17 protein-coding genes are annotated in these 15,370 nt (G+C 38.8%); 11 read left to right on the top strand and 6 right to left on the bottom strand.

Going from position 1 to position 15,370, the window contains the following annotated elements:
* Nucleotides 1-114 precede the first annotated feature (114 nt).
* The 8 genes from BUF13_RS12920 to BUF13_RS12885 all read left to right on the top strand — a co-directional run bounded on the left by BUF13_RS12920 (nt 115) and on the right by BUF13_RS12885 (nt 7,596).
* Nucleotides 115-1,272 (top strand): MFS transporter, encoded by a 1,158-nt coding sequence (locus BUF13_RS12920; protein ID WP_073572207.1) that lies wholly within the window; start codon nt 115-117, stop codon nt 1,270-1,272.
* Entirely contained in the window at nt 1,269-1,997 is a 729-nt protein-coding gene (locus tag BUF13_RS12915) for an acyl-[acyl-carrier-protein] thioesterase (protein WP_073572206.1), read from the top strand. Before BUF13_RS12920 ends, BUF13_RS12915 begins: the two co-directional genes overlap by 4 nt.
* Nucleotides 1,998-2,112: 115 nt before the next feature.
* On the top strand, nt 2,113-3,162 hold the full coding sequence (locus BUF13_RS12910) for a c-type cytochrome (protein WP_073572205.1): 1,050 nt from the start codon (nt 2,113-2,115) through the stop codon (nt 3,160-3,162).
* A gap of 3 nt (nt 3,163-3,165) precedes the next feature.
* The gene (locus BUF13_RS12905) at nt 3,166-4,506 is read left to right on the top strand and encodes a hypothetical protein (protein ID WP_073572204.1); all 1,341 of its coding nucleotides are present in this window, start codon (nt 3,166-3,168) and stop codon (nt 4,504-4,506) included.
* A 423-nt stretch (nt 4,507-4,929) separates the two neighbouring features.
* Complete coding sequence (locus BUF13_RS12900) at nt 4,930-5,928, top strand: fatty acid desaturase family protein (RefSeq protein WP_073572203.1); 999 nt, start codon at nt 4,930-4,932, stop codon at nt 5,926-5,928.
* The gene (locus BUF13_RS12895; RefSeq protein ID WP_073572202.1) at nt 5,925-7,142 is read left to right on the top strand and encodes a DEAD/DEAH box helicase; all 1,218 of its coding nucleotides are present in this window, start codon (nt 5,925-5,927) and stop codon (nt 7,140-7,142) included. Before BUF13_RS12900 ends, BUF13_RS12895 begins: the two co-directional genes overlap by 4 nt.
* An 8-nt stretch (nt 7,143-7,150) precedes the next feature.
* Complete coding sequence (locus BUF13_RS12890) at nt 7,151-7,396, top strand: cold-shock protein (protein WP_073572201.1); 246 nt, start codon at nt 7,151-7,153, stop codon at nt 7,394-7,396.
* Nucleotides 7,397-7,401: 5 nt separating this feature from the next.
* Nucleotides 7,402-7,596: a cold-shock protein gene (locus tag BUF13_RS12885; protein ID WP_073572200.1), complete on the top strand. Its 195-nt coding sequence runs from the start codon at nt 7,402-7,404 to the stop codon at nt 7,594-7,596.
* 52 nt (nt 7,597-7,648) lie between these two features.
* Here BUF13_RS12885 and BUF13_RS12880 read toward each other — a convergent pair whose 3' ends face one another.
* Nucleotides 7,649-8,638 carry a 2-hydroxyacid dehydrogenase gene (locus BUF13_RS12880; RefSeq protein ID WP_073572199.1) on the bottom strand — a complete coding sequence of 330 codons (990 nt, stop codon included), beginning with the start codon at nt 8,636-8,638 and terminating at the stop codon, nt 7,649-7,651.
* Nucleotides 8,639-8,642: 4 nt separating this feature from the next.
* Nucleotides 8,643-9,824, bottom strand: coding sequence for a hypothetical protein (locus BUF13_RS12875; RefSeq protein WP_073572198.1), 1,182 nt, complete (start codon nt 9,822-9,824; stop codon nt 8,643-8,645).
* Between the two features lie 134 nt (nt 9,825-9,958).
* On the opposite strand from BUF13_RS12875, the gene BUF13_RS12870 reads away from it, so the two are divergent.
* Nucleotides 9,959-10,384 (top strand): Dabb family protein, encoded by a 426-nt coding sequence (locus BUF13_RS12870; protein WP_073572472.1) that lies wholly within the window; start codon nt 9,959-9,961, stop codon nt 10,382-10,384.
* A gap of 5 nt (nt 10,385-10,389) precedes the next feature.
* Here the strand turns inward: BUF13_RS12870 and BUF13_RS12865 are convergent, their stop codons facing one another.
* The 3 genes from BUF13_RS12865 to msrA all read right to left on the bottom strand — a co-directional run bounded on the left by BUF13_RS12865 (nt 10,390) and on the right by msrA (nt 12,531).
* Nucleotides 10,390-10,797 (bottom strand): hypothetical protein, encoded by a 408-nt coding sequence (locus BUF13_RS12865; protein ID WP_073572197.1) that lies wholly within the window; start codon nt 10,795-10,797, stop codon nt 10,390-10,392.
* 91 nt (nt 10,798-10,888) lie between these two features.
* Nucleotides 10,889-11,272, bottom strand: a complete 384-nt coding sequence (locus BUF13_RS12860; protein ID WP_073572196.1) for a response regulator — start codon at nt 11,270-11,272, stop codon at nt 10,889-10,891.
* 143 nt (nt 11,273-11,415) lie between these two features.
* Nucleotides 11,416-12,531 carry a peptide-methionine (S)-S-oxide reductase MsrA gene (msrA, locus tag BUF13_RS12855; RefSeq protein ID WP_243839742.1) on the bottom strand — a complete coding sequence of 372 codons (1,116 nt, stop codon included), beginning with the start codon at nt 12,529-12,531 and terminating at the stop codon, nt 11,416-11,418.
* Nucleotides 12,532-12,705: 174 nt separating this feature from the next.
* Between msrA and BUF13_RS12850 the strand changes: the two genes are divergently transcribed.
* Nucleotides 12,706-13,302 carry an outer membrane beta-barrel protein gene (locus tag BUF13_RS12850; protein WP_073572194.1) on the top strand — a complete coding sequence of 199 codons (597 nt, stop codon included), beginning with the start codon at nt 12,706-12,708 and terminating at the stop codon, nt 13,300-13,302.
* On the opposite strand, the gene BUF13_RS12845 is transcribed toward BUF13_RS12850, so the two are convergent.
* A complete protein-coding gene (locus tag BUF13_RS12845; RefSeq protein ID WP_134204462.1) occupies nt 13,299-14,006 on the bottom strand; it encodes a GDSL-type esterase/lipase family protein in 708 nt (235 codons plus the stop codon). The genes BUF13_RS12850 and BUF13_RS12845 overlap by 4 nt on opposite strands.
* Nucleotides 14,007-14,206: 200 nt before the next feature.
* On the opposite strand from BUF13_RS12845, the gene BUF13_RS12840 reads away from it, so the two are divergent.
* The gene (locus BUF13_RS12840) at nt 14,207-15,328 is read left to right on the top strand and encodes a DUF4407 domain-containing protein (RefSeq protein WP_073572471.1); all 1,122 of its coding nucleotides are present in this window, start codon (nt 14,207-14,209) and stop codon (nt 15,326-15,328) included.
* Nucleotides 15,329-15,370: the final 42 nt, after the last annotated feature.

The following is a 15,370-nucleotide window of genomic DNA, read 5'->3' as shown; positions in this document are numbered from 1 at the left end:
CATTTTAAACCAAGGCAATCTCAGATTGTTTTTGCAAAAGACAAAGGATAATAGAGGGGATTATTGCTTGATTCTTACTTATTTTGAATCGCCTATCAAACCTTATCACAATTTATGAAACCCCTTACCAAAAGACGAATAGCTTTAGGAAGTCTATTTTTCTTTCTTGGACTTTGCTTTTCCAGTTGGGCTGCAAGGATTCCGGATATTCAATCCAAGTTTGAGCTTTCTGAGGGGCAATTGGGAACCCTTTTATTGTTTTTGCCAGTAGGTTCCATGCTGGGGCTTCCGATTGCGGGATGGTCTGTACATAAATACGGTAGCAGAAGAGTGATTTTGATTGGAAGTATCATCTATTCTTTGGTTCTTCCATTGATTGGTTTTAGCCCTCAAATCTGGATTTTGGTGCCAGTTTTAGTGCTTTTCGGTATGCTGGGAAATATCATGAATATATCCCTTAACACTCAGGCCCTAGATCTCGAAGATCAAATCGGGAGAAGTATTTTAGCTTCTTTTCATGGACTTTGGAGCATGGCAGGATTTGCAGGAGCCGGAATTGGCGCAGCGATGATATTTCTTGATTTGAGCCCTGGAATCCACTATTTAGTAGTGACAGGGATTTCTTTGATTATCATTTCCCAAGCTCATAGCTATATCGTAAAGGAAAAGAAAGATTCTGAAGCTGGAGGAATGGTTTTAAAAAAGCCTGATGACCTTTTGCTACGAGTAGGAGTGATATCTTTTCTAGGTATGATGACCGAAGGGTGTATGTTTGATTGGAGCGGTGTTTATTTCAAAAAAGTGATTCAAACTGATCCAAGTTTAGTTGCTCTTGGCTATGTGGCATTTATGGGAGCGATGGCCTCAGGTAGATTTATAACCGATAAAATCGCCGCCAAATACACCAAAGTAGCAGTTATCAGGTTCTCTGGTATTTTAATCTTTATTGGCCTTGCTTTAGGTGTGATTTTCCCGACCATTGGAATTGCAACATTTGGTTTCCTTTTGGTTGGATTAGGAGTAGCTTCTATTATTCCACTTTCTTACAGTATTGCTGGTAGATCTAAATTGTATTCGCCGAGCATTGCATTGGCATTGGTTTCTACGATTTCGTTTTTCGGATTCTTACTAGGTCCTCCATTGATTGGTTTTATAGCAGATTTATTCGATTTGAAAACTTCTTTTGCTTTGATCGCCATCAATGGTTTAGGCATCGCATTCTTGGCTACTTATAGAAAACAAGTCTTTTTCCCAAATCAAACAGCTTCATGAAGTACCCTGAATCATTTCAGTTCCAAAAGAATTTTGAGATCAATTCCTTTTTTGTCAATCCAAAGGGGAGTCTCAGAATCAAAGGACTGGCGGATCTATTGCAGGAAATAGCTTGGAAGCATGCTGATTCGCAGGATTTTGGGAGAAATCTCTCGGAGGCCAATCAAATGTGGGTATTAGCGAGGCTGGAATTGAAGTTGTTTCAAATGCCGAAATGGGGACAAAAAGTAGAGTTGTTTACTGGTGGAAGAGGAGTTGATAAGATTTTTGCATTTCGCGAATTTCTGATGAGGGATTTGGATGGGAATGTTCTGGTGAGAGGGATGAGTTCTTGGTTGTTGCTTGATTCGAATTCAAAGAAGATGCTTCGGCCTGAAATGGTTTTACCAGTTGAGCTTTTCGATCCAGCTTTGAAGCCAGATTGGCAACCTGGGAAAATCATCAAAAATGGTGAATTAATGAAAGAGGAGACGATTATGGTCAAAGCTTCAGATTTGGACCTTTACAATCATGTCAACAATACAAGTTACGTTCGCTGGGTGGAGGATTTGATTTATGATCTGGTTCCTCATGTAAAACAATTTAGTATCAACTATCTATCTGAATGTCTGTTAGGGGATGAGGTGACACTTCAGCTTTTTAAAGACGAAAATGCATTTTTTGTAATGGGTTCTGTTGAAGGGAAAGCATCCTTTTCAGTAGAAGTGAATCTAGAATCACTTTAAGAAATTCGGATTTTTTTGGATTGATGCCTAATTTGAAATGGGTGTGATGGAAGTCACAGCTTTTTGGCCCATAATTCATGCAATTTTGTAGGTAAGAAAAAAGAAATTTAAAAAAATGGGAAAACCCTTTTTACAGTTAATAACATTGATGGTAGGACTTTTAGCCCTTGCTACTGCGCTCGTTGGAGTGGTAGGAGGGGTAGTGTTTATGTCCTACTCCGGAATTCAGTTACCTTCTCTTACTGAACAGCAAAATGCTGAGGTAAATCTTCCGGTTCCAGAAGTTCCTGTTTCAAAAGCTTTGGCTGATCCTGCCCAAATGTGGCATTCGCCAGATTGGGCCTTGGTTGATTCTGAACCAAATGCCAAAGATATCAAATACGGAAAAGAGCTGATTGCAAACACAGCTGCCTATCTAGGTCCCAATGGGAAAGTGAAGAAAATAAGCAATGGGTTGAATTGTCAGAACTGTCACTTGCAGGCAGGAACAGTTCCTTTGGGTAATAACTATTCTGCAGTGGCGTCTACCTATCCAAAAGTAAGAGGTAGATCAGGAAAGTCAGAAGATGTAGTTGCCAGAATTAATGGATGTTTTCAAAGGAGCCTCAATGGGGACGCATTGCCTGCTGATAGCAAAGAAATGGTTGCCATGGTGGCTTATATGAATTGGCTGGGTCAGGATGTTGCTAAAGGTGAAAAGCCAGCTGGAGCGGGAATTTATGAACTACCCCTTTTGGATAGAGCCGCAGATCCTATCAAAGGAAAATCAGTTTACGATAGACAATGTCAAAGCTGCCATGGGCCGGATGGTCAAGGTTTAGCAAAGCAAGACGGAAGTGGTTATACTTATCCGCCACTTTGGGGAGAGCATAGCTATAACCAAAAAGCGGGTTTGTTTAGAATGTCCAGATTTGCAGGATATGTGAAAGCTAACATGCCTTTTGGTGCCACTTATGAGAATCCGATTCTTTCGGATGAAGATTCTTGGGATGTAGCAGCCTATGTGAATAGCTTGGATCGTCCTGATCGAAGCTTTCCAAATGATTGGCCGGATATTTCTAAGAAGCCGATGGATCATCCATTTGGACCCTATAGCGACTCTTTCACTGAGACCCAGCACAAATTCGGTCCATTCAAACCAATTCAAGAAGCCAAGTCCAAATAATTCATGAGATACTTATTACTGGGGATTATTAGTTTAATTCCCCTTTGGAGTCATGCTCAGGAGTCTGAAAAGAAGTTTGAAATCAAGCCCGATCTTCACTTCCGGACCTTTTGGATGAGCACCTCCTATCCTGATGATTTTAAGAATGATTTTGCACTAGGGACTTCTCTTGGTGTAGGAACTAAGCTGAGTTATGGAGAACATTGGTCTGCCAAAGTATCTTATCGTGGTTTCCTCAATGTTTGGAGTTCAGAGATCTGGGAGCCGGATCCTTTAACAAATAGAGGAAATCGATACGAAACAGGTTTATATGATTTGTTGAATCCAGAAGACGGGGCTTTTGGGTCTTGGGAAAATCTTTCTCTAAACTATCAATCAGAAAAATTTGATTTTGGAATAGGAAGAATGGGGATCAATACTCCTTGGATCAATCCACAAGACGGCCGATTGGCTCCTACCATGATAGAAGGGGCAACCTTCAATTACCGTCCTGAAAAAAGTTGGGAAATTTCAGTATGGTATATATACCGAATGAGGGTCCGTGGGACCAAAGATTGGCTTCGACCTGGAGAGACTGTTGGGATATTTCCTGTAGCAAGAGATGTAAATGGTCAGCCATCCCAATATTTTGGAAATACCAAAAGTGACGGAGTTACGGTTTTTGAGGTATCCAAAAAGTCTCAACTTGGGAAGTTTGAACTGTCTCATACATGGGCATATAATTTATTTGCCACCTATTGGACGCAATGGCAGAATAACTGGAAATCAAAAAGCGGTTTGACTTGGATAACTGGGCTACAGTTTGGCTATCAGCATGGGGTGGAAAATGGCGGAAATTCTGATCCCCTTTTGAGGTATAAGGATCCCAATGATAAAAACTGGGTTGTTTCAGGACGTTTTGGATTGAAAAAGGGAAAAATCCTCAGTCATCTAAATTTCACAAAACTTGGAGGAGAAGGTCGTTGGCTTAGCCCTCGAGAATGGGGTAAAGACGCATGGTATACCTTTGTTCCAAGAGAAAGAAATGAGGGATACAAAAGCGTGGAGGCATTTACAGCTTATTTGGAGTATTCCCCAAATAGCCAATGGAGTGTTTATTCTCATTTGGGGTTTCACTGGTTGCCTGATGTTTCAGATTTTCAAGCCAATAAATATGCTTTTCCATCCTATAGACAATTGAATTTAGGAGTCAAATACAATCCAGAATCCCTAAGGACTATGGATTTCCACTTATTGGTTATGAACAAGGAGGCAATTGGTGATCAGGAGCTTTCAGCAGCACAGCGGTACAACAAAGTGGAGATGATTCATGTTAATTTGATGATCAATTGGCGATTGAATTAAAAAAAAATATTGAAAATCAAGGAGTTAAAAATGTAGAAGAACAAATTTGTTTTTTAATTGATTAGGAAACACCAATTCTTCTGCTCACCTTTGTCACCAAATCAAGTCCAAAAAGTTGGCTGATTTCAAAAAAAATAGTTTCGCGTTGATTATCAACCTGCTTAAGTAGCAATTTCAGAGTTCCTCCCTTGCCTAGGTTTTAATTCTTTCTTTCTACTTTTTTAATTCCAAATCATTTTGATATTGAATTAAAACCTGCAGCATTTTCCGTAATATGGAAGCAACAAATACATTTAGAACAAAAAGTTTATCAAACCAGTAAGATTTTCCAAGTCAGTCCTTTCTGATTTCTCTAAAACTCTCAGAAGCCGAGTTTATAGCCATTTTGAAACCACCGAACAATCCAAGTATGGAAATTGGAAGATGGTTCTCAAGACAGTGCTGCTTCTTTCTCTATATCTTATACCTCTTGCTTTAGTAACTATTGGAGTTGCTCATACAACCTTTCAATTGTTTGCTTGCTTTGTAATTGCAGGTTTGGGTATGGCAGGAGTCGGTATGGGTGTGATGCATGATGCAAATCATGGATCCTATTCCAAAAATCCCAATGTTAATAGATGGGTAGGGTATACTCTAAATTTGGTTGGAGCGAGCTCCACAGTATGGAAAATCCAGCATAATGTCCTTCATCATAGTTTTACCAATATTGATGAACATGATGACGATATCAATGCCCCATTTTTCCTAAGATTTTCTCCTAATGCGGAGAAAAATGGATTGCATAAGTATCAACATTTATATGCGTGGTTTTTCTATTCACTTTCTACCATTTCTTGGGTGACTGTCAAGGATTTTGTCCGCTTGACACGATACAATAGAATGGGATTGGTAAAAGGTAAAAACGCGTATAGAAACAATATATTTAAGCTAATCGCCTGGAAAGTAGGGTACTTTGTGTTTGCCTTGGGCTTACCATTGATGTTTGCTCCATTTTCTGTAGGTCAGATTTTGTTAGCTTATATACTTATGCACGCGGTCACAGGTTTTGTCATAACGATGATTTTCCAGACTGCACACATTGTTCCAGAAGTAGAGTTCCCATTACCGAATGAGGAGGGAATCGTAGAAGGAGAACGGATGCTGCACCAGTTGGCAACGACTTGTAATTTTGCACCTAATTCTAGAGTATTAGAATGGTATATAGGAGGCTTGAATTATCAAGTTGAGCACCATTTATTTCCAGATATTTGTCACGTTCATTATCGTGAAATTTCAAAAATCGTCAAGGAAACTGCAGAAGAATTTCAAATTCCATATTATTCGAAACCCACATTTATTGGTGCGGTATTAGATCATTTCAAAATGCTTTATCTCTTAGGGAATAGCCCTGAAATGGAGCCAGTTAAAAGCTATTCAAAATGAGTTCAGCACCAAGAAATAAATCGAATAAAGGGAAATCTAACTCAGGTAGACCTCAATCAAGTAGACCTCAAAAAGATAGGAGAGGTTCTGGAAAAGCACCTAAGGTTTCAAAGTTGGATCCTAAGCTCCTGGTGAAAAAAGCCATTCCTCAAGAAAAGGTAGAGTTTAAATCAAAAACCTTGTTTTCATCTTTGTCCATAGGGGCTAAGTTGAAAAAGAATCTGGAAGCTAAAGGTTATTCTTCTTTGACAATGATTCAAGAGCAATCTATTGAACCTCTTTTGGAAGGAAGAGATTTGATGGGTATTTCTAGCACTGGTTCAGGAAAAACCTGTGCCTTCTTGATCCCAATCATAGAGCATGCCTTGGCAGAACCAAGGGATTTCAAGGCTTTGATTGTAGCACCGACAAGAGAGCTAGCATTGCAGATTGAGGAAGAGTTTAAAAGCTTGACTAAAGGATTGAATTTGAGTTCCGCAACATTTATTGGTGGAACCAATATTAATACCGACGAAAGGAAACTTCATCGTCATCCGCAGATTGTGGTAGGGACACCAGGGAGACTTTTGGATCTCTATGGAAGGAGACTTCTGAAACTCCACTTGATGAAAACATTGGTGTTGGATGAGTTTGATCGAATGTTGGATATGGGTTTTGTCAATGACGTGAAAAAGTTAGTGGCTCCCATGAAAATGAGAAGTCAGACTATGCTGTTTAGTGCTACTTTGGATGCTACTCAGGAAACTTTAATAAAAGGATTGCTGAATGATCCAGTGGAGGTAAAAGTTAACAGTGGAGGAAATTCAAGTGATAACGTCAATCAAGAGGTTATTTACCTGAAAGACGGACAGGATAAGTTTTCGGTACTTCAGAACTTATTCCAAAATTCTGATTTGGAAAAGGTGATCCTATTTACCGAAACTAAAAGACTTGCAGATCGAGTATGTAAAAAATTAAATCAGACCGGAATTACTTCGGGGTTGATACATGGGAATAAATCTCAAAACTTCCGAAACAGAATGATTGAGGAGTTTAAGGAAGGAAAATCGAGAGTGTTGGTGGCTACTGATGTAGCTGCAAGGGGTATAGACGTAGCTGATGTGACCCACGTGATCAATTACCAGCTACCCATGTCTATGGATAGTTATATCCACAGAATAGGACGGACAGGCAGAGCTGGGAAAACAGGTCATGCCATAACATTTGCCAATTAAAAAACTATATGTCAAAAAATCAAAATGCATTCATCAAAAAACAAAAAGCAGAACTTAAGAGAAGAAAACAAAAAGAAAAATTAGAAAAAAAACTGGCTAGGAAAGAACAGCCAAAAAGTGGCGATCTGGAGGATATGATGGCATATGTCGACAGATTCGGTAATATTACAGAGACTCCTCCTGAGGAGGAAGTCCCTCAAAAAGAGAAATCAAAAAATTATAATTTCAATAACAAACAACACAGTAACAAATAGTAATCATGAATGAAGGAACAGTAAAATTCTTTAACAGCACCAAAGGTTTCGGTTTTATCACGCCAGCAGATGGCACAGAAGATGTATTCGTACACATTTCTGGTCTAATCGACGAAATCCGTGAGAATGACAAAGTAACCTATGATGTAGTTCAAGGTAAAAAAGGTGTTAATGCTACTAAAGTGAAAGTGGTAGGATAATCACTATACTTTTAAAGGTAAAATCCCTGAGCTTTCGAGTTCAGGGATTTTTTTATCCTATTTGATTTGTGAGATTTTTTCCATCCTCAAATTCAGAAATGTTATTTAAGGTGGTAAGAGCGATTTGGCCTAGGGCTTCCTTGGTCAAAAAAGCTTGATGACCTGTGATTAGAACATTTGGAAAAGTCATTAGCCTGGAAATCTGTTCATCGGGGATAATTTGCTCAGACAAATTTTTGAAGAAAAGGTCTTCTTCTTGCTCATAAACATCAATTCCCAGATAGCCGATTTTTCTGTTTTTTAAAGCTTTGATGACTGATTTGGTTTCTATCAGGGCTCCACGGGAGGTGTTGACCAATGCTACTCCATCTTTCATATGCTGAATTGCCTCCCCATTGATTAGATGTTTGGTTTCGGGCGTAAGGGGGCAATGCAATGAAATAATATCAGACTTCGAAAAAAGCTCCTTGATCCCATGATACTGAATCCCTAGGCTATTCATTTCTTCATTTTCGAATAGATCATATGCCAAAACCTTTCCTCCGAAGCCCAAGGCAATTTTACAAAAGGCCCTGCCAATAGCCCCAGTTCCAACTACACCAAATGTTTTCCCATGAAGATTGAATCCAGTTAATCCTTCCAAAGAAAAATTGGATTCACGAACTCGGTTATAGGCTTTATGAGTTTTCCTGCTGAGAGTCAAAAGAAGTGCAAAAGCATGCTCTGCAACAGCCTCAGGACTGTAAACAGGAACTCTTACAACAGGCAGGTCAAATTCTTTGGCAGCATCTAGATCTACTTGGTTGTAGCCAGCACATCTCAATGCAATAAGTTTGACTCCTCTGGATTTGAGCTTTTTGAGAACCTGTTTATCGAGAATATCATTGACGAAAGCACAAACCACCTCATGTTCTTCAGCCAATGAGGTGGAATGTTTATCTAGTTTAGCTTCAAAATAGGTGATTTGATGGCCAAATTGACTTTCATATAGATTGAAGCTATCTCTGTCGTATGATTTTGCACTATAAAAAGCTATTCGCATAGGCTTAGTTTTGAACTTGATAGATTGAAAAGCGAGTTACCTCTTCTTCAATTTCGGGATTTTCTGGTTCAACTACCAAAAATTTACCCTCTCCAAGTCCAAATAATATACTTCCTGGGATTGATTCCAGTTCTCCAATTTGATTTTGACCGGAGACCAAAATGATTTTTTGTTCTTTGGTGTCATTTGTAGGGGAGTAGATTGCATCTTGTCCCCTTCGTGTATTGAACTGACCCTCCGTGACACCGGTGAAATATTTAATCAAATAGAGATCTTTGTCTACCTGGATTAAATTTTGGTTTCTTCCAGCCATCAATCGGAGAGCAGTAAGTCTATCATCCTTGGAATCTGCTCCAATTGGGATTGGTGAATATTCCAAAAATTCCGAATGTTGGATAGGAATACTCTCTTTGTAGATTAAGGATGGTAAAGAGTAAACTTCTATTTCATCTTCAAGACCATGAAGAACCAATAATTCATTTTTATCGTGATCAACGACAAAGCTTTTGGTCATAAGTTCCGGGTAGATGTCTAGTGTCTGCTTGTAAACTGATTCATACCTATAAGGAAGGACTGACTTCATGTCCCCAGACTGAATATTGATTGTGAAAAAGTTGGTCAAGGTATCTCTTCCTTCTTCATTGTGAATCAAATAGTGAGCTGAAAGATAGTTACTCGGACCGACCAAGAAGTAAGTACTATCCTGGGTTTGATAATATTCGGTCCTTCCCATTGGACCAAATCCCCTAATTGGTAGGGGGGATTGAATTCTCTGGCGATAGATTTCCTCGAAATCGCGATCATAGGCCAAAATGGAAAATGGCAACTCTGCTATTCTCATTCCGTCCGGGCCAAAACCCATTCCGATGGGATTCCAATTCCCATAGAATCCACGGCCTTCGCCTTTTTTATGCGTTCTCTTGAGAATCTCTCCATCCTCTGAAATCTCTAGTAAATCATCCTCTACCATGGCATATCCGAGATAGATTTTTTCCTCAGGAGAGTAGTCTCTAATGATCACTCTAGTCAGATTGTTCACTTCGAAAGAATCTATTTTCTCGATGTGAAAAGTGATTGCCTCTTGTCCTGACTTATTGGTAGAATCAGATCCTGAGCAGGAGAATAGGCCAATGCTAGTTGAAAATGTGGCGATAAGGTAGGTAAATGGACGTAGCTTTAAATTCATTACTTAAAATATAGTTTATCTACTTTTATTTCGTTGAATATACATTCATAATTTGATTTATCCAGCGAATAGAATTCTTTTTCTAAATTATGATGGATTCCGTACATTCAAACCACCGCAAACCTTATTTAAAAATGAAAAAAATCCCTTTTTACTTTCTTGCGCTTGTTCTTTTTTCTTGCTCTCCAAATCAAGAGGAGAAAGAAGTTGTAACCGAAACTATTATTGAAGAGAAAATTATGGAAGAAACACCTGACTCAGTCTTAAGACACGTCGTATTGTTTGGTTTTAAAGAGTCTGCTACTCAAGAAGATATCGACAAAGTTGTTGCAGCTTTTGAGAATTTGCCTAATGAAATACCTGAGATCAAAGGATTTGAATGGGGTACAAACAACAGCCCTGAAGGACTAAATCAAGGTCTGACTCATGCTTTTACTTTGACGTTTTATTCAGAAGAAGATAGAGCAATTTACTTGCCTCACCCAGCTCACAAGGCATTTGGAGAGGTCTTAGGTCCATATTTGGACAAAGTAACTGTAGTCGACTATTGGACTAAATAAGTGATTTATTGATCATATGGAAGGGCGGAGTTACCAGAGGTGGCTTCGTCCTTTATCGTTAATACCTCTGTGACTACAAAGTTGCTCGTTCCTCTCCAAGGAAGCATACCGTTATATTCTTTATAGCGAAGTTCCACAAATCTTCCTGAGGCTCTTTCCAGCTTCCCAGCAACATCTTCATCCACTACGCTGAATCTGAATTCATTGCTTTGAAGTCCACCTGCTGTAGGGCTTTGAAATCCTTCCTGGACGACTCTGCCTTCATAGGTTTTAAAAATGATTCCCTTCTTTACAAAGTAGTTAAGGGATCCAGCCTTAACGCCCTCACCAAAGACGAAGTAGAATTTATACCAGAAAATCCCAGCAAGTACAACGATTAAAACAGAACCAAAGATCCAGGCGAATTTTTTCATCTTATCTAAATTTTCAGTTAAATATAATCAGTTGCAGGATGTAAAATATTCGTGGGTACAATTATTTTGGTTTCCTGAAATGGAAAATGGTTTAAAAAAGTATCTGTTCTTTTAGAATCTCCAAGTATTCCAGAAGCAATGGTTTTTCGATGTATTCAATGACACTGGAATAATCCAAAGCCCGATTTTTATCTTCGCTATTGATTGAGGAACTGATCAGAATTACCTTGATTTTATCCGGCTTATTTTGCTTTTCGATAAAGTTAAGTACTCCCCAACCATCCATATTTTTCATATATATATCTAAAAATAAGAGGTAGTTGTTATTTTCTTTTTTTTCTAAGAAATCAACCACTTCTCCGCCATCTTCGAACTTTTGAGGAGAGTTATGAAACCCTGATTTCTTAGCTAAAACCTCATGTAAAAACAAAAAACTGGGATCATCATCCACAATCAAAAGCTCAAAATTTGCCATTAATGCGATAGAGAATAAGTTGGGTTTTGAATTGAGAACTGTAAAATAGTAGTTTTAATTGACTTGGATAAGTCAAAACATAAAAAAAGGAAAACCATCAGGCTTTCCTATTCTTATTCAGAATTAATTTAAGGTTTTAGGCCTTATTTATCTTCTACAATCCATAGATAATCTCCATAACCCTCAGCTTCCATTTCCGATTTAGGGATAAATTTCATTGCTGCAGAATTCATACAATATCTCAATCCGGTAGGAGCTGGGCCATCATAAAAAACGTGTCCCAAATGGCTGTTTCCAAATTTACTTCTTACTTCCACACGCATCATTCCTAGGGAATTGTCTACGGGTTTATCTAGTACTCTAGGATCAATCGGTTTGGTGAAACTTGGCCAGCCTGATCCAGATTCGTATTTGTCAGTCGAGCTGAACAAAGGAGCTCCAGAAACTATGCAAACATAGATGCCTTCTTCTTTATTGCCATTATATTCATTTTGGAAAGCATATTCAGTAGCATCTTCCATAGTGACTTCCCACTGAAGGTCTGTCAATTCACTTTTCAGTTCTGATTTGGATTTGGCTGGATATTCTTTTGCAGATAGTTCAGGCCAATGTTTTTTGATGAAATCATCACGTCCACTTCCTTTTCTGTAGGAATAATAATCTGTTGGATTTTTCTTATAATAATCCTGATGATATTCCTCTGCTGGGTAGAAAGAGGTGAATTTGATGATTGGTGTGGCTACAGGCTTGTCAAACCTTCCTGATTCATCCAATCTCTTTTTTGACTCTTCAGCTACCTTTTTTTGCTCAGAATCCATGTAAAAAATTGCTGATTCATATTGAGACCCTCTGTCATAAAATGAACCCCCAACATCCGTAGGGTCATAAGTCTGCCAGAAAATATCCACCAATTCTGAATAGCTAATTACTTCTGGGTCGTAGGTGATCTGAACAGATTCTCGATGTGAGGTTCTTCCTGAACTAACCTCTCCATAGGTTGGATTTTTTTCCTTTCCTCCGGCATATCCTGATATCACAGTTATTACTCCATCTACATCCTCAAAAGGAGCTTCTACGCACCAGAAACATCCACCTGCAAAGGTCGCTTGTTCTGTTTTTCCCGAGAAAGCTTCAATTTTTTCTGAATCACTGGGGCTTAACTCAATTTCCGAATTTTGTTCGGAAGGTGAGCTGCAGGCCATGAAAAGGCCGAGAAATAGGCTCAACATCATCGTATATGGTTTAGGTGACAAATGCATGATTTACAGAAATTTATCTTTTATGCGAAAATTGGTCTCGTATTTGAAACTGAAAATATAACCCATCAGTTCGAGAACTGTTTTTAATTCTAGATTTAGATACGTGGTTTTTGAAGGATTAGATTGGTTAAGATTCGAAATTAGTTTCTCAAAGTTTCATTAAATGACTGATCTATGAACAAATTACAGCTACTAATTATTTGTCTTCTCATTTTTACAGGTTTTTCTATTCCTACAATCGCGCAACAAGGATCTGGGTTGGGAGTAAAAGTCGGAATGAATTACAATACCTCTGGGAAGTATTTCCAAGATGCTGGGAATATTTGGAAAGACCCGACTACCGGAATGGGCTATCATGCCGGTCTTTTTTACAAAATGAGTTCCTATGATATCTATCTCAGACCAGAATTGGTTTTCACTGAAACCCGCTTTGAAACAGGAATATTGGATGCGAAATCACAAAGAATTGATGCTCCAGTTTTAGTAGGGATCAAGCTTTTTCAAATCATTACAGTCTTTGGAGGTCCATCTTTTCATTATACTCTCAAAGACAATTATCTACCAAGTGAAATAGAAGAATATAATAAGAAACTGCGATTTGGTTATCAGTTTGGGATGGGAGTATCCATTGGTCCTGTTGGTTTGGATCTCCGGTACGAAAGGGAGTTTCGCGATCAGAAAATCAACATTTACAGAATGTTTGATGGTACCCAGCATATCCGCCATGAGCAGGTATTGTTAGCCTTATCTTTTAGGATTTCAGGGAATTAATCTTCCATAAATGGTCTAAATTCTGCCGACCAAAGTTTGTAACCATCTTCATTCAAATGCAATTGATCTTGAATGTAAAGTTCTGGGCGAGGATTCCCATCGGAATCAAGCAGTGCTTCCCAAACAGAAACATATCCAACTCCCTCATGAGTCTGGGCATATTGTCTCATTAGGTCATTAAGGATGAGGTAATTTTGTTTTTTGCTCCAGCGGCTTGGGCTAGGTTTAGCGCTAATTAGGTTGACTTCTGTATGTGGATTGGCGATCAAAATTCTGGAAACGATGTTGTCCAAAGACTCCATTATGTCGGCAACAGCTACATCTGCCCAAAGGTCATTGTCACCTTCATAAATGAATACTTTTTTTGGCTCAAATCTCAAAACCAAAGGGAAAAGGTGTTTTTCAAGGTCAGAAGCCTTGGAGCCACCAAACCCGGTATTTAAAACGTCATGACTTGGAAACTCAGCCTCCAAACTTTTCCACATCCTGACACTGGAGCTTCCTGTGAAAACCGTTTCGCCAGGTTCCCATCCAGCTTCATCTATTCTTGCTGAAATTTCTTTGACTTCATTTTCAAAAGGGACAGTCTGAGCGATGCTGATTTGGCTTCCAAAAAATAGACAAATCGCTATCAATAGGAGGTTAAAGGGCTTCTTCATATTCCTAAACATACGTCCAAAAAACACATCTTCAAAACCGTTCACAAATTGATCGGATACGTACAGGGTGAACAGATTATGAAAATGACCTAGAAGAAACTTGAAAAGTCTAAAACAGCCCTGAACATCCCAAAAAAGGAGGTTTTTGTCCCTAAAAGAACTGAGTATATCCCCAGTCAGAAGTAATTCTCACTTTTGGAAGGATTTTAGCGTTTTATATGCGAATCCATTCATTCATCCTTCTTATGCAACAACTCACTCAGTTTTTCTGGTTTTGTAGTGGTGCCAATTTCTCAATTTTGAAGAGAACTCCCACTGATTCAAATAAATACATCGGAATAGGAGCTACGGTTTTTTTTACTGGCATCTTAGCAGCATTGGCCTCGGGCTATGCGATTTATACAGTTTTCCAATCCATTTGGCCAGCAATAGGGTTTGGGCTACTGTGGGGCTTGATGATCTTCAATTTGGATCGATTCATTGTTTCCAGTATGCGAAAAAAGGAAAACTCGTGGGCTGAATGGAAGTTGGCTATTCCAAGATTGGTTTTGGCAGTATTACTAGCACTTGTGATTTCTAAGCCATTAGAATTGAAGATGTTTGAAAGAGAAATCAATCGTAAGCTTGATGAGAAAAAGACTGAATTTATTGCTCAGTCCAAAGCGAATCTGGCCAAAGGATTTCCAGAGATTCAAGAATTAGAAGGGAGAATCGATTCATTGAAATCAGAAGTTTCAAATGCTGAAGCTTATCGAGATCAACTTCAGAAAGAATACGATGCAGAACGATTTGGAGAAAAAACTGCTGGGACGAGTGGAATTGTGGGCTTAGGAACCAATGCAAAAAAGAAAGAGCAACAACTGGATGCAGCCCAAATAGCCTTGGATGAGTTGAAACTGAGAAATCAGATTCGGGTAGATACTTTGGAGGCTCAAATCCGAGAATATATGGCTTTGCGTCAGGAAGAATTTGAAAAGCAGCAACCTGGAATTGAAGGGTTTGATGGGCTCGCGGCAAGAATGGATGGTTTGGCTGCATTGACAGAGGAGAGTTCCGCAATGGCGCTTGCAAATACGTTTATAATGCTTCTTTTTATTGCCATTGAAACGGCTCCAATTTTCGTCAAATTGATTTCTAGTCGTGGGCCCTATGATGAGCTATTAGAGCTTCATGAGGAAAAAGTGAAATTGTTTAAAGGTGAAAAATGGACTTTTGCCAAAGGGGAATCTGATGCAAGAGTGGACTATTTTCAAGGAACACACTTTTATGCAACCAATCTTCAAAAGGAAAAAACTAATCGAAAAAACAAAGTCAAGACTGAGGCGGAAATAGCCGGTATGGAAGAAAAATGGGGGAGAGGGATCTAGAAGAGTAACTAAAGTATTTGGTAATACGTAAAAAAATATTTT

It is taken from the genome of Algoriphagus zhangzhouensis (assembly GCF_900148515.1).
Taxonomy (GTDB): Bacteria; Bacteroidota; Bacteroidia; order Cytophagales; family Cyclobacteriaceae; genus Algoriphagus; species Algoriphagus zhangzhouensis.
The sequence above is the reverse complement of the archived record's forward strand: the minus strand, read 5'-3'. Positions and strand labels throughout refer to the sequence as shown.

What these genes read in the sequence shown, in the direction of transcription:
- BUF13_RS12885 (WP_073572200.1), top strand. Translation starts at nt 7,402, where the DNA reads ATGAATGAAGGAACAGTAAAATTCTTTAACAGCACCAAAGGTTTCGGT.
- msrA (WP_243839742.1), bottom strand. Translation starts at nt 12,531, where the DNA reads ATGCATTTGTCACCTAAACCATATACGATGATGTTGAGCCTATTTCTC.
- BUF13_RS12890 (WP_073572201.1), top strand. Translation starts at nt 7,151, where the DNA reads ATGTCAAAAAATCAAAATGCATTCATCAAAAAACAAAAAGCAGAACTT.
- BUF13_RS12860 (WP_073572196.1), bottom strand. Translation starts at nt 11,272, where the DNA reads ATGGCAAATTTTGAGCTTTTGATTGTGGATGATGATCCCAGTTTTTTG.
- BUF13_RS12870 (WP_073572472.1), top strand. Translation starts at nt 9,959, where the DNA reads ATGAAAAAAATCCCTTTTTACTTTCTTGCGCTTGTTCTTTTTTCTTGC.
- BUF13_RS12905 (WP_073572204.1), top strand. Translation starts at nt 3,166, where the DNA reads ATGAGATACTTATTACTGGGGATTATTAGTTTAATTCCCCTTTGGAGT.
- BUF13_RS12875 (WP_073572198.1), bottom strand. Translation starts at nt 9,824, where the DNA reads ATGAATTTAAAGCTACGTCCATTTACCTACCTTATCGCCACATTTTCA.
- BUF13_RS12900 (WP_073572203.1), top strand. Translation starts at nt 4,930, where the DNA reads ATGGTTCTCAAGACAGTGCTGCTTCTTTCTCTATATCTTATACCTCTT.
- BUF13_RS12850 (WP_073572194.1), top strand. Translation starts at nt 12,706, where the DNA reads ATGAACAAATTACAGCTACTAATTATTTGTCTTCTCATTTTTACAGGT.
- BUF13_RS12920 (WP_073572207.1), top strand. Translation starts at nt 115, where the DNA reads ATGAAACCCCTTACCAAAAGACGAATAGCTTTAGGAAGTCTATTTTTC.
- BUF13_RS12880 (WP_073572199.1), bottom strand. Translation starts at nt 8,638, where the DNA reads ATGCGAATAGCTTTTTATAGTGCAAAATCATACGACAGAGATAGCTTC.
- BUF13_RS12915 (WP_073572206.1), top strand. Translation starts at nt 1,269, where the DNA reads ATGAAGTACCCTGAATCATTTCAGTTCCAAAAGAATTTTGAGATCAAT.
- BUF13_RS12895 (WP_073572202.1), top strand. Translation starts at nt 5,925, where the DNA reads ATGAGTTCAGCACCAAGAAATAAATCGAATAAAGGGAAATCTAACTCA.
- BUF13_RS12910 (WP_073572205.1), top strand. Translation starts at nt 2,113, where the DNA reads ATGGGAAAACCCTTTTTACAGTTAATAACATTGATGGTAGGACTTTTA.
- BUF13_RS12840 (WP_073572471.1), top strand. Translation starts at nt 14,207, where the DNA reads ATGCAACAACTCACTCAGTTTTTCTGGTTTTGTAGTGGTGCCAATTTC.
- BUF13_RS12865 (WP_073572197.1), bottom strand. Translation starts at nt 10,797, where the DNA reads ATGAAAAAATTCGCCTGGATCTTTGGTTCTGTTTTAATCGTTGTACTT.